Raw genomic sequence first — 13,197 nt, 5'->3', positions numbered from 1 at the left:
CCTTTAATCTATCTCAGCCTAAACTTAACTGACCTTTTGCATTAATTGTGCTTTGGCCACTTCTTGTTGTTTCAACAGATTACGTTGGATTTTTCCACTCGATGTTTTAGGCAACCCATCTACAAATTCAATTTCTTTTGGATAAGCATGCTTGGATAAACGAGATCGCACATAGGCTTGTAGCTTATCCATGAGTTCTGAACTTGCTTGATATTGTGGTTTCAATACCACAAAAGCTTTGACCAATTCTGTACGCTCAGGATCAGGCTTACCGACAACTGCCGATTCTAAAACCTCTTCGCACTCTAATAATGTGCTTTCCACATCGAAAGGCCCTACACGATAGCCTGACGTTGTAATGACATCATCAGCACGACCCACAAAATCAATGCCGCCTTCTTCATTTAACCTAACAGTATCACCAGTTAAATAGTAGTTCCCGACAAAGGCTTTACGGTTATTGCCGCCATAGCCCGTGAACCACATGAGTGGAGATTGCGACCAGTCTAATGCCAATGTTCCAATCCCACCACGTTCAATTTCTTGATGGTCTTTATCAAGCACCGCGAAACGATGTCCCGGTATAGCAAAACCGGCTGAACCCACTTTTTTGTAGTGTTCTAAAGCATGATGATTTGCAATCACCATACCGAGTTCCGTTTGTCCATATTGGTCATAAATATTGACGTTTAAGTCGTGATTAAACCATTGAATCACTTCGGGAGTTAGTGGCTCTCCTGCGCTACTCACAACCCGTAAATGTGATTTTATGGATTCATCAAATTTTTCTTTAAACCCAAAGAACATACGAAAAGCCGTTGGTGAACCGGTCAAATTGCTGACTTTATATTTTTTGATGACTTGAAGTGCGTGATCAACACTAAAAGCACGTTCATCCATAATAATGCTGTGCCCTAAACTTAAAGGCCCTGCAATTCCATAGTACAAACCATAAGCCCAACCCGGATCTGCTAAATTCCAAAATGAATCTTCATCACGCAAATCAACCGCATGTGTCATATATCCTTTAAATGCCAACAACGCTTTGTGTGGCACAGGTACAGACTTGGCTAAACCCGTCGTCCCTGAGGTAAACATCATTAAAAATTCATCATCAAAAGAACGGGGTACTGAGTTATATGCGGTGTCATGAAGTTGCAGCTCTGACCAAAAGTCAGGATCTGTCTGAATCGCTTGATCGGCATGCACGGTTAAAATATGTGGTAAATCAATATGATTGAGTTTTGATCGTTGCTCAGTGTTGGTTACAATCAGCTTTGTTCCCGCAGTTTGCACCCGATGCTCAATCGCTTTGGACTCAAATGCCGTAAATAAAGGCTGATAAATTGCCCCTATACGCCATGTTGCCAATACGGTGATCAATAACTCTGCTGTACGGGGTAATAGACCTGCAATGCAATCACCTGCTTTCAATCCAATGCGCTGATAATAATTTGCCAATTGTGCAGAAGCTAAATCTAATTGCTCAAAAGTCCATTGCTCAGATTCACCATTTTTACCTTCCCAGATCAGCGCAGTTCTATTTTGCCCAACATAGCGCCCACAACATTCATCATAAGCATTGATTGAACTTGGCGTACCGACCAATTGTTCTGTAACCATCTTTTCAAAATTAAAATCACGATATGCTTGTTCTAGTGTCTTCATGACGACAATTCCTATCCGGTTCTCTATGATTCAAAGTGCAAGACTTTGAGGTTTATTCATCTTGTTGTTGTACCGCTGCGTACTAGTGACGATTCCTTTGCCACATCCGCCTTTACTGCTATTCCATACACCGATTGCAATGTCGGTTTTTTAGTTTTGAAACTTATACTTTGTTAAACAATCTATTCTTAGACTGTGTATACCTAGATAACCATGTTTGGATGTGCCCTGCAATTTCCATAACCATCAACGCCATTGCAGGGTTTGAACATCGACCAAAGTCTATTTTTTAATCACCTATCCTTTGGTGACTTCACGTGCAATCACCAGACGTTGAATGTCCGATGCACCTTCATAGATTTGGCTGACACGTACATCACGATAAATGCGTTCAACTGGGAAATCAGATACATAACCGTAGCCTCCATGGATTTGAATGGCATCTGAACACACCCGTTCAGCCATCGTCGATGCAAAAAGTTTCGCCATCGAGGCTTCTTTTAAGCATGGAAAACCGGCATCTTTTAACGTCGCTGCATGGAAAATTAACTGGCGTGCTGCCTCAATTTGGGTGGCCATATCCGCGAGGCGAAATGCCACGGCCTGATGCTGTACAATCTCCACCCCAAATGCCTTTCGTTCATTGGCATATTCAACGGCTGCATCTAATGCTGCTCGTGCCATACCCACAGACTGCGCTGCAATGCCAATTCGACCTGACTCTAGGTTTGATAAGGCAATTTTATAGCCTTCACCCTCTTGGCCTAAAAGACTATCGGCAGGTATCCGACAGTCATCTAAAACTATAGTTGCTGTATCGGAACAATGCTGACCCATTTTGTCTTCTAATCGCGATACGATATAACCCGGCGCATCCGTTGGTACTAAAAAGCACGAAATCCCTTTTTTACCTGCAGATTTATCCGTTACCGCAAAAACCAAGGCTACTTGAGCATGTTTTCCTGTGGTAATAAATTGCTTGGTGCCATTTAACACCCACTCATCACCATCACGCTCCGCTTTACATTCCAATGCACTCGCATCTGAACCCACTTGTGGTTCTGTTAGGCAAAAACAACCTAACCATTCGCCAGTGGCTAATTTTTTTAAGTATTTTTCTTTTTGTGCTTCAGTACCATAACGTTGCGTAATGCCACATGGCAGGGAGTTTTGTACGCTGACAATTGTGGAAATCGCACCATCACCTGCAGCAATTTCTTCTAAGGCAACAACCAAAGACACATAGTCTAAACCTGCACCACCCCATTCATCCGAAACCGTCATGCCTAAAGCACCTAGCTCACCAAGTTTTTTTAGCTCTTGTGCAGGAAATGCTGCCGTTTTGTCACGCTCAGCAGCCGTTGGTTTCAGTTTTTCTTGCGAATAGCTTCGCATCATGTCCTGAACCATTTTTTGTTCATCATTTAAAATCATGGGACTTCCTTTTCTAAATCTTTTATAGCGCGTATAGCTTTAATTTTTGGATAACTGCGGAATTAAAAATTCTTTGGCTGTATTAAAGCAAAGTTGGATACACGACGACGTCATTTGCAACTGTCTGAGGCAGGACGCCATTAATCTCTAATGTTTGTGTAATCTGTAAATCAATAAATACTTGATGACGAGTTTTACAAATGACTATGGTTTTGGTTACTTTTGCCGAAACAAAAGTAACGAGATGAGCTACTGTCAACGAAGTTATTCTCGATCAGACTCCGTCGTAGAAGCCAGAATAAGCAGTTTTAATAAATAACTATTTAGGCTGCATACGAATCGCGCCATCAAGACGAATCACTTCGCCATTGAGATAGGCATTTTCAAAAATATGCGTCACTAATTTTGCAAACTCTTGTGGTTTTGCTAAACGTGGAGGGAATGGCACCATTTGCCCCAAAGCATCTTGTACATTTTGTGCTAAGCCTTTGAGCATCGGCGTTTCCATAATGCCCGGAGCAATGGTCATCACACGGATTGATTCACGTGCAAGCTCACGCGCAAGAGGTAATGTCATTGCAACCACTGCCCCTTTAGATGCTGCATAAGCCGACTGACCAATTTGACCATCGAAAGCCGCAACCGACGCCGTATTCACAATCACGCCACGCTCTTCTTCACCCGCTTTTAATTCATATTTAGCAATCAGTTGTGCCGCATAGCGCAGCATATTGAATGTACCTGAAACATTTATATTTAATACTTTTTGGAACATCGCCAAATCATGTAATCCGTCACGACCTAAAACTTTTGCAGAGGGTGCGATACCTGCGCAGTTCACTAAGCCATTAAGTTGACCAAATTCCGCTTCAACTTGTGCAAAGAAAGCGCAGACCGCTTGTTCATCAGTGACATCCAATTGAACAAATTTGGCATGATCACCCAGTTGACGTTGCATTGCTTCGCCATGCTCATGATTCATATCCACAATAATCACTTTGGCACCCAAGCCAATCAGATGTGTTGCTGTCGCAGCGCCTAAACCCGATGCACCACCGGTCACGACGAAAACTTTTCCTTTAATGTCCATAGCATTTCCCTATTTATGATGTCTTGTTTTAAATTCGACTTAAGATGCAGAGTAAACAGAGAATTTATTCAGTACAATTTCCAAATGTTGCATCTTTTCTGATGTATTTGGACAATTCTGAACAAGGACCTATCCGAACATATGCCGAAGCATGGACTCGAATACAGTAAAGGGACGATTTCTATCGACTTGGTGCATGAAGCATTACACGATGCGCAAAAAAAGCACTTTGATATTTCTGCTATTTTGCATAAGTCTGGTATACCCTCAGAGTTACTGCTATCGCGTAAAACCAGAGTTTCTGTTTCTCAATATGCGGCTTTATGGACTCATCTTGCAGATGTGATGGATGATGAATTTTTTGGCATGGATCGGCATGCCATGCGACGTGGCAGTTTTAAGCTACTGTCGAAAATGGTCATGCATAACAGCACCTTGGGTGATGCACTCAAGCAAATCCTACAATTTTTAAATCTGGTTTTAGATGACTTGCATAGTGATTTAACTATTGAAGATCACTTTGCTTATATCGTGATCTATGACCAACATGCGCCTAAACGCATGTTCAGCTATGCAACTTATTTAATGCTCATCCATACGCTACTGTGCTGGCTGAGTGGACAACGAATTTTGTTAAATCAAATCCAATTCAAATGTGATGCGCCGCTTGATGATCACGACTATAAAGTTCGCTTTTGTGAAAATATTCATTACCAAGCCAGTCAAAACTATATTCAGCTAGATGCCAGTTATTTAACCCTGCCAATCAAACAAGACACACGTTCATGGTATCAATTCCTACAACAAACGCCTGAAAACCTTTTGGTGCGCTTTAAAAACCCGTATGCGCTCAGTAGCCAAATTCGTAAACAACTGTTAGACGTTTCTCCTGCCGAATGGTTAGAGTTTTATGAGTTGGCGGTCAAAATGAATATGTCGGAAGCCACCATGCATCGCCGTCTTAAAAGTGAAGGTGTGAGTTATCAACAACTCAAAAATGATATCCGACGTGATACTGCCATCGATTTTTTAACCCATACCGATAAAAGTTTGCAAGATATCAGTGAAGAACTAAATTTTCATGATCCGAGTGCTTTTCATCGGGCATTTAAAAAATGGACAGGCGTCAGTCCCGGTGCGTATCGACAAAATAATGCGCCTGAATTCAAGGCCTAGAATTTGATATTCGCTATTTATAAATTGAATATTCATCTAATTAATAGAAAATCAATAACTTAAAAATATTCAATAAATAGACTGACCATTCATCCTTGAACGATTGCTACTTTAGTCTAATTAGGTTATTTTTCACTCAATTTAAAGCACTTTGCTTATTTATTTTTCAATTCTCCTGCATCTCCTTGAAAGGCTATCCTATGCTTAAGATGATTGATGTTCTTGAACAACAACTTGTTCAAAACTTTTCAGATTCCCTTTTCACTCAGATTGACGCAATTGATGAACTGTTTCATGAACAGCTTAAAACTGTCGCAGATATCGATTTGCAAAATTTGATCTCACAATTTTTTAGCACTGAAAATGCAGTTGAAGTTGCTCATGCACTGGATATCCAAGCGGATGACATTGAAGCAATTCAAGCAGGTGCAAATCTAAAAGATGAAAATTTAGTGAATGCAACTGCAAAAATTATTGCTTACTGTCTTGCAGTAGAAACAGCAGCTTTAGAACAAGTTGAAGTTTTCGATAGCTTACAAGACTACCCAATGTAAGTATTGATCGAATATCAAAAACAAAAAAATAAAGCGCATTCAATGCGCTTTATTTCTGACTATCTCTAATACCAAATCAATGTTGCCACTGACCTAAACTGACACGGTCATTACCACCATAATCTTTTACAGTCCGAACATTTCGATATCCAGCCTGTAAGAACAAATGTCTGACTGCTTCCCCTTGGTCATAACCATGTTCGAGCACCACCCAACCATTCACGGTTAAATGTTTTTTGGCTTGAAGAATGATTTGTTCAAGATCTGCAAGTCCATGATTGTCTGCAACCAAAGCACGTTCAGGCTCTGTCGCCAAATCCTTCATGTGTACATCATCAACATCGATATACGGCGGATTTGACACAATTACATCAAAGAAAGCACGTCCAAAAGGTTTCAACCAAGAACCTAAGACAAACTGCACATGTTCAAGATCATGCTTTTTGGCATTAAACTCAGCAACTTCCAAGGTAGGTTCGTAAATATCCGAAGCTACAATTGACCACTCTGGACGCTCACTGGCTAATGACAAGGCTACAGCGCCAGTTCCTGTTCCTAAATCCACCACACGAGCATCTTCAGGAAGTTCTAAACGCAGTACAGTTTCAACGAGCACTTCGGTATCAGGACGTGGCACCAAAGTGTCTTTAGTCACTTTTAAATCTAGCGTCCAAAATGGCTGAGAACCTGTGACATAAGCCAAAGGCTCACCCGCAGCAATACGAGCAAGACTTTCAACATAGAGTTGTTCTTGCTCAGCTGTTAATTCTTGATCCTTTTTCAGGATTAAATCAAAAGAATCAATCTTGGTGATGTGCTCTAACAACCACGCATTTTCCTGACGTTCATAACTTTCAGGTTCACCACGATAGGCCAAAGCCTGTGCAATATTCATCAGCCACCATTCTGCTGTGCTAATAATGCCAACTGATCGGCTTGATATTCACGATGCAAACTATCTAGCAATTCAGTCAAATCACCTTCCATCACTGCATCTAACTTATACAGTGTTAAGTTAATACGATGATCAGTCATACGACCTTGTGGATAGTTATAGGTACGAATACGCTCAGAACGGTCACCAGAACCTACCAAGTCACGACGCATTTCAGACGTCGCTGCATCTGCCGCTGCGCGTTTAGCATTTTCTAAACGAGAAACCAATAGCGCCATCGCTTTGGCTTTGTTTTTATGCTGTGAACGTTCGTCCTGACATTCTACAACTGTACCCGTTGGAATATGGGTAATACGTACAGCAGAGTCAGTTTTGTTAATGTGCTGACCACCCGCACCAGATGCACGATAGGTATCAATACGTAGTTCTGAAGGATTAATTTCTACACTGGTGTCTACATCAATTTCCGGCAAAATCGCAACAGTACATGCCGAAGTATGCACACGACCTTGTGACTCAGTTGCAGGAACACGCTGTACACGATGCGCACCACTTTCAAATTTTAAGCGGCCATATACGCCTTCACCATTGATGAGGCAAATTACTTCTTTATAACCGCCATGTTCGCCGTCATTTTCAGACAACACTTCAATACGCCAACCTTGTGATTCAGCATATTTACTGTACATTCGATACAAGTCACCCGAGAAAATGGCAGCTTCGTCACCACCCGTTCCGGCACGGATTTCTAAATAGGCAGAGTTCGCATCATTCGGATCTTTTGGAATCATCAGAATGTTTAAGTCTGCTTCAAGCTGACCAATCAAAGCTTTATTTTCTTTAATTTCTTCAACGACCATTTCTTTGAAATCTGGATCCGTCATCATCACTTCAGCAGTTTCAATATCTTCTTCTGCTTGACGGTATTTTTTCCAAACTTCGGTGATTTCAGATAAATCACTATGCTCACGAGACAACTGACGGAAACGTTTATTGTCTGAAATGACTTCTACATCTGCGAGTAATGCATTTAATTCTTCGTGACGGTCAGAGAGCTGATCTAATCGTAAACGTAACGATTCTTTCATTTTTCAAAAAATCTCAATACACAGGCTCTACCGCTAAACTTTCACGGATATGCCAAAATTCAAAATAATGGCGCTAGTGTACCGATAATGGGTCTGAAATGACATATATATTGTTTTTTGGCCTATCAATGACCCTAAATATCAAAGTGTGAACTTCATCACTCCTACCTTTCTCCACAAAGTCGTACAGATTTTCTGCATTCGACCATTTTTTTCACAATATTAATAAAACTTATACAAACTAGACACTCAAATCACCAAATAAAGAGAAAGCTCTCCATATTTACAGCGAATAGTTTTGTTACATTTACTGCCATCGAAATGATTATGAAAAAGTCCTCGCGTTTATGAAGGACATGGAGTGAACTATGAAACTGAATACTCTTTTAATGACAGCCACTCTAGCAACTGCTTCTATGTTCACTGTGTCTGCAAATGCAGATAGTACAACACGCGTTGCTGCAGCTAGTGCATTAGGTAGTGTTGCAGGTACTGCAATTGGTAAAAACATGGGCGGTAATACCGGCGCTACAATTGGTGCCGCTCTTGGTGGTGCTGGTGGTGCTGCGGTAGCAAGTAATAAACGCAACCGTACAGAATCTGCTATCGGCGGTGCTTTAGGTGGTGGTACAGGGTATACTGTTGGTAAAAGCATGGGCGGTACAAACGGTGGTTACATCGGCTCTGCACTAGGTGCTGCTGGTGGTGCTGCTCTAGGTAATAAAATCTCTAAAGACAAAGCTTACGACAAACACCAAGAACGTAAATACAAAAAACGTTACCGTCGTCGTCACTAATTCAAAATTAGTGAGTCCTTATTGAATAGTGAAAATAGCACCTTCGGGTGCTTTTTTTATGTATCGCCTTTTTTCAAATGATAAATACAACTTTATTTATTGCAGCTCATACATATGTAGATTTGCCTTCTCTCCAACCAAGTCATCAATCATGTAGAAATAAAGTGCAAAATTTACATTGCAGCAACGGAACACGTATTTTATTTCACATCACGCTCCAAATATTCGCTATGTGTTTTCATATATTGATATCAACAGATAAACATCATGCTTCGTAAGGAGTTTAAAAATGAAAATTAATAAAATTCTATTCAGTGCAGCAATTGCCGCTTCAGCGCTTACTATGACTGCAACACATGCAGGTAATAGCACCAATACTGCATTAACATCTGCTTTAGGTGGTGTTGTTGGTGCAGCAATCGGTAACCAAGTTGGCGGCCAAACTGGCGCAATGATTGGTTCAGCAATTGGTGGCGGTGCAGGTGCTGCAGCATCGGCAAACAAACGTGACCGTAATGGTGCCATCATTGGTGGCGCACTTGGTGGTGCAGGTGGTTATACTGTAGGTAAAAACATGGGTGGCACAAACGGTGGTTATATCGGTGCTGCACTTGGTTCAGCCGGTGGTTCTGCACTAGGTAAAAAAGTCTCTGAAGACCGTCGCTATAATGACCGTTATGATGATCGCTATGACCGTCGTTATAACAACCGTGGCTATCGTACCAATAATTATAGTTACAATGACCGAGGCTACCGTGGAGACAATGGTCGTCACTTAGGTTGGTACAAAAACGGTAAACGTTAATCGATATATTTCAATGAAAAAAAATCAGCACCTTCGGGTGCTTTTTTTGTTTATAAAAAACTTTAGGTATATCTAAAGTTGACTTTTTACACAGCCCCACGACCATATCGAATTTATTCGATATACATTAGGCTATTTATATCGTATTATTTCGATATAAAGATCTCTGAGAGAAAACATGCGTACTCTAGCCGATACAAAATTTTCAATACTTGAACTCGCACCAGTTCGAGATGATAAAACCATCGAATTTTCACTCAAACATGCACTCCAGTTAGCACAAAAAGCGGAACAACTTGGCTATGAGCGTCTATGGTTAGCCGAACACCACAATATGGATGGCATCGCAAGTTCTGCAACTGCGGTTTTACTCGGTTATCTCTTAGCAAATACACAATCCATCAAGCTCGGTTCAGGCGGGATTATGTTGCCTAACCATGCACCTTTGGTTGTCGCTGAACAATTTGGCACACTTGAAACGTTATATCCCGGCCGCATTGAACTCGGGTTAGGTCGTGCGCCGGGTACCGACCAAACCACCATGCGTGCATTACGCCGTGGCCGTCAGGAAACCGAAGATCAATTTCCACAAGATGTCCTTGAGATATTGCAATACTTTAAAGCACCTGAGCCACAGCAGCGCATCATTGCTACACCGGGACAAAATACACATGTTCCTGTATGGCTTTTAGGTTCAAGTCTGTTCAGTGCACAACTCGCTGCACGTTTAGGTCTACCCTATTCATTTGCTTCACATTTCGCACCACGCATGCTTGGACAAGCAATTCAGCTCTATCGTGAAAATTTCCAAGCATCCAAATATTTAGATCAACCTTATGTGTCTATGGGCGTACCAACGGTTGTTGCTGAAACAGATGAAGAAGCAGAATATCTAGCAACGAGTGCTTACCAACGGGTTTTAGGTTTAATGCGTGGTCAAAGTTTAAAACTCAAAGCTCCGGTCGACAGTATGCAAGGCTTATGGTCTGCTGCAGAAAAGCTGTCTGTTGATAATTTCTACGCTATGGGACAAGTCGGTTCAAATGCAACTGTTCGAACAGGTTTAGAAAACCTACTCACTAAATATGACGTTGATGAGTTTATTTTCACCTGCGACATTTACGATACCGATAAGCGCATTGAAAATTTCGAACGTTTAATGCAAATCAAAAATGATCTCGCTTAAGACTCTAAGCTTAATAATCTAATCCAAGCGTTTAATCCGTCTAAAGGCAGAATTGTGACTACATGTTTTGTGGTTCTTTAGACGGATAGCAGTCAACAGATAATATGGTTTCGGCTAACAACGACCAAACCTGTACTTAAAAACCATCATTGCTTCAACGAAATAATTGCTTTACTCATTTTTATTCCTGTATAAATATTAAACATAAGCAAATCAAAGAGAAAAATAAGCAAATGAGCCAATATATTAATAAACCCACACCCGCATTTATCGCAGCAAGTTGGTGTGCACTCATTTTAGGCGCTGTAGTGTTTTGCATAGGTTTATTCAATGCAAATATGATGCTGAATGAAAAAGGCTTTTATCTCATTTTATTGCTTTATGGATTATTTTCATCGGTTTCACTACAAAAAATCATTCGTGACCGTTTAGAAGGAATGCATGTCACTGCAATCTACTTTGGACTGTGCTGGGCATCCGTCATTATTTGCCTCGTACTTCTTGCCATTGGTCTATGGAATGCTGAACTGGCATTAAGTGAAAAAGGGTTTTACATGATGGCTTTCCTAATGAGTTTGTTTGGTGCAGTTGCTGTACAAAAAAATATTCGTGATATGGACTATTTACGTACACATACCGACCAACCCGAACTTAAGCATTCAACCACGAGTCAGCTTGACTATAACTCATCAGATGATGAACCACTTTAAAACTCACAAAATTTATAGATCTCAAAAGCTGTTCATGCAGGTCGCTCATTGTTTTATCGATCTGCTTGAGCGGTTAATGAACTACAACGCATAAAAAAATCAGTTCACTCCTAGAAATCTATAAATGACAAGGGCCAAGCAAATCGATTCTACACAAATTGCATGACTCATCAGACTGAAATAACGCTTTACCCCAACTGGCCCATCACAGAATATATTCCTATCTAAGACTCAACTAAAAAAACAAAAGATAAGGAATAAATATGGCCAACAAGCAGGATGCAACCCACCATATTTTTAATAATCATCTAGAGAATTTTGAACACTTTCGTGGAACGATCATCGGTTCAGAACAGATCAAAGATTATGATTTTAAGAATCAAAAAATCGCCATTATTGGGATAGATCAGCATGTGGTCTCTGAACTACATCATCTATGTCAGGTTGCAGATAACATCATGGTCTATCAAATCAAACCGCAATTTGTTTTACCGCGTACTGAACGTCTATTGAATAAATTAATTCAACATCCACTGATTGCAAAAAATCGACGTTTATTTAGCAATCGTATTAAGAGTATTTTGGCGATTCGCTTTTTAGAAGATCAAGTGCCGAACCATTGGTTAAGACATTTACTCAGTCCAAATACCGCAATTCAGAACAAAACCTTCCTAAAATCGGATCATTATTATGCAGCATTACAGCAGCCCAACTGCATCTTAAACACTTGGCCTATTGCAAAAATTCAGAGTAATTCAATCACGGCTTTAGATGAGCATACGTTTGAGTGTGATGTCATTGTGCGCAGCGAATCTAACCAGCCTAAAGAAAAGTAATTACAATGAAATGATTTTCACATAACATTTACTATAATTTATCCGATTGATCAAAACTCACAACACCAAAAGCCATCTCTGGCGGCTTTTGGTAGCTCCCCTACTATATTGGATACTTTCATTCGATAAGGCTAAGGATTCTTAAAAATCCATAAATGAAAATAGCTTTAATCGTGCTACATGCTTTTTCAGCTCTCAGACTTAAATCATGCTTCCGACCTGCACCAGCAGCTACAGCGAGTTTATAGACGTGCAATTTTGAATAGTTATGATCAATTCTTCATGAAAATTTTATTTCAAACTAATAAATTTTCAGTCGCTTAATTTTGTCTTACACCACTCTTTTAATCCCTAACTATAAGTTGGAAAATTTATACCGATGCTCATATTCAGCCGACATTTACTTATGTTCTAATCTATATTCAATAAGAAAATAACTGCTAAAAATCCAATTTTAATATCACTTCATATCTGCTTTTAAAGCCTAAATAGTCTCAATTCGAGCATTCCCCACCCACATCAATTAAATAAATGATGCCATTTCTTGAGATTTAACACCTAAAAGCGACTGTTTGATTATTTTTTATTCTATTTTCTGCCTATTTTTTTAGCATTTAAATCAGTATTTTTGAAAAATTGATTAAATATTAAACCATATTAGCTAAATCTTGTATTTATACAACTCATATCAAGTGGATTATTCAGGCTTAATTCATAGATAAAAATACAACAAAACACGGATTATTTTAAAAGATTTGTGCTGTCAATTTGGCCATATTTTATAAATTTCCAGGCAAAGAAATTCATCGAACTGGTACACAAATGAATGCAAAAATTGCTTAAAATTTAAGTCTAAATATTGAGGAAAATTTTCATCAATATCTTAAATATTTATCATTCATTAAAAGTATGACAAGCCAAAAATTAATACTATTTTTATATAATTTATACAGTAATT

General features: G+C 39.8%; 12 protein-coding genes. 7 read left to right on the top strand and 5 right to left on the bottom strand.

Annotation, left to right across the window (positions count from 1 at the left end; genetic code table 11):
• Positions 1–24: 24 nt before the first annotated feature.
• From FTV38_RS06820 to FTV38_RS06810, 3 genes are all read right to left on the bottom strand, one after another.
• A complete protein-coding gene (locus tag FTV38_RS06820) occupies positions 25–1,668 on the bottom strand; it encodes an AMP-binding protein (protein ID WP_180022023.1) in 1,644 nt (547 codons plus the stop codon).
• Positions 1,669–1,965: 297 nt separating this feature from the next.
• Positions 1,966–3,102, bottom strand: a complete 1,137-nt coding sequence (locus FTV38_RS06815; protein WP_180022022.1) for an acyl-CoA dehydrogenase family protein — start codon at positions 3,100–3,102, stop codon at positions 1,966–1,968.
• A gap of 319 nt (positions 3,103–3,421) precedes the next feature.
• Complete coding sequence (locus FTV38_RS06810; RefSeq protein WP_180022021.1) at positions 3,422–4,192, bottom strand: 3-hydroxyacyl-CoA dehydrogenase; 771 nt, start codon at positions 4,190–4,192, stop codon at positions 3,422–3,424.
• A 141-nt stretch (positions 4,193–4,333) separates the two neighbouring features.
• Between FTV38_RS06810 and FTV38_RS06805 the strand changes: the two genes are divergently transcribed.
• Together FTV38_RS06805 and FTV38_RS06800 are read left to right on the top strand one after the other, a co-directional pair.
• On the top strand, positions 4,334–5,368 hold the full coding sequence (locus FTV38_RS06805) for an AraC family transcriptional regulator (protein WP_180022020.1): 1,035 nt from the start codon (positions 4,334–4,336) through the stop codon (positions 5,366–5,368).
• A 200-nt stretch (positions 5,369–5,568) separates the two neighbouring features.
• On the top strand, positions 5,569–5,922 hold the full coding sequence (locus FTV38_RS06800) for a hypothetical protein (RefSeq protein WP_078188566.1): 354 nt from the start codon (positions 5,569–5,571) through the stop codon (positions 5,920–5,922).
• A gap of 76 nt (positions 5,923–5,998) precedes the next feature.
• Here the strand turns inward: FTV38_RS06800 and prmC are convergent, their stop codons facing one another.
• Both prmC and prfA read right to left on the bottom strand, forming a co-directional pair.
• A complete protein-coding gene (gene prmC / locus FTV38_RS06795) occupies positions 5,999–6,817 on the bottom strand; it encodes a peptide chain release factor N(5)-glutamine methyltransferase (protein WP_180010360.1) in 819 nt (272 codons plus the stop codon).
• A complete protein-coding gene (gene prfA, locus FTV38_RS06790) occupies positions 6,817–7,905 on the bottom strand; it encodes a peptide chain release factor 1 (protein WP_180022019.1) in 1,089 nt (362 codons plus the stop codon). The genes prmC and prfA overlap by 1 nt, the downstream gene beginning before the upstream one ends.
• A 368-nt stretch (positions 7,906–8,273) precedes the next feature.
• On the opposite strand from prfA, the gene FTV38_RS06785 reads away from it, so the two are divergent.
• From FTV38_RS06785 to FTV38_RS06765, 5 genes are all read left to right on the top strand, one after another.
• Entirely contained in the window at positions 8,274–8,702 is a 429-nt protein-coding gene (locus FTV38_RS06785) for a glycine zipper domain-containing protein (RefSeq protein WP_078193959.1), read from the top strand.
• Positions 8,703–8,991: 289 nt separating this feature from the next.
• Positions 8,992–9,507: a hypothetical protein gene (locus FTV38_RS06780; protein WP_180022018.1), complete on the top strand. Its 516-nt coding sequence runs from the start codon at positions 8,992–8,994 to the stop codon at positions 9,505–9,507.
• A gap of 178 nt (positions 9,508–9,685) precedes the next feature.
• Positions 9,686–10,693, top strand: coding sequence for an LLM class flavin-dependent oxidoreductase (locus tag FTV38_RS06775; protein ID WP_180022017.1), 1,008 nt, complete (start codon positions 9,686–9,688; stop codon positions 10,691–10,693).
• A gap of 233 nt (positions 10,694–10,926) precedes the next feature.
• Complete coding sequence (gene yiaA / locus FTV38_RS06770; RefSeq protein ID WP_180007913.1) at positions 10,927–11,403, top strand: inner membrane protein YiaA; 477 nt, start codon at positions 10,927–10,929, stop codon at positions 11,401–11,403.
• A 263-nt stretch (positions 11,404–11,666) separates the two neighbouring features.
• Positions 11,667–12,239 carry a flavoprotein gene (locus tag FTV38_RS06765; RefSeq protein WP_180022016.1) on the top strand — a complete coding sequence of 191 codons (573 nt, stop codon included), beginning with the start codon at positions 11,667–11,669 and terminating at the stop codon, positions 12,237–12,239.
• Positions 12,240–13,197 lie beyond the last annotated feature (958 nt).

Origin of the sequence: Acinetobacter sp. YH16044, assembly GCF_013417145.1 — a bacterium.
GTDB classification, from domain to species: domain Bacteria; phylum Pseudomonadota; class Gammaproteobacteria; order Pseudomonadales; family Moraxellaceae; genus Acinetobacter; species Acinetobacter amyesii.
This window is presented reverse-complemented; position numbering and strand designations above follow the sequence as displayed.

Coding starts and splice junctions, on each gene's coding strand:
- FTV38_RS06820 (WP_180022023.1), bottom strand. CDS start 1,668: ATGAAGACACTAGAACAAGCATATCGTGATTTTAATTTTGAAAAGATG.
- FTV38_RS06815 (WP_180022022.1), bottom strand. CDS start 3,102: ATGATTTTAAATGATGAACAAAAAATGGTTCAGGACATGATGCGAAGC.
- FTV38_RS06810 (WP_180022021.1), bottom strand. CDS start 4,192: ATGGACATTAAAGGAAAAGTTTTCGTCGTGACCGGTGGTGCATCGGGT.
- FTV38_RS06805 (WP_180022020.1), top strand. CDS start 4,334: ATGCCGAAGCATGGACTCGAATACAGTAAAGGGACGATTTCTATCGAC.
- FTV38_RS06800 (WP_078188566.1), top strand. CDS start 5,569: ATGCTTAAGATGATTGATGTTCTTGAACAACAACTTGTTCAAAACTTT.
- prmC (WP_180010360.1), bottom strand. CDS start 6,817: ATGAATATTGCACAGGCTTTGGCCTATCGTGGTGAACCTGAAAGTTAT.
- prfA (WP_180022019.1), bottom strand. CDS start 7,905: ATGAAAGAATCGTTACGTTTACGATTAGATCAGCTCTCTGACCGTCAC.
- FTV38_RS06785 (WP_078193959.1), top strand. CDS start 8,274: ATGAAACTGAATACTCTTTTAATGACAGCCACTCTAGCAACTGCTTCT.
- FTV38_RS06780 (WP_180022018.1), top strand. CDS start 8,992: ATGAAAATTAATAAAATTCTATTCAGTGCAGCAATTGCCGCTTCAGCG.
- FTV38_RS06775 (WP_180022017.1), top strand. CDS start 9,686: ATGCGTACTCTAGCCGATACAAAATTTTCAATACTTGAACTCGCACCA.
- yiaA (WP_180007913.1), top strand. CDS start 10,927: ATGAGCCAATATATTAATAAACCCACACCCGCATTTATCGCAGCAAGT.
- FTV38_RS06765 (WP_180022016.1), top strand. CDS start 11,667: ATGGCCAACAAGCAGGATGCAACCCACCATATTTTTAATAATCATCTA.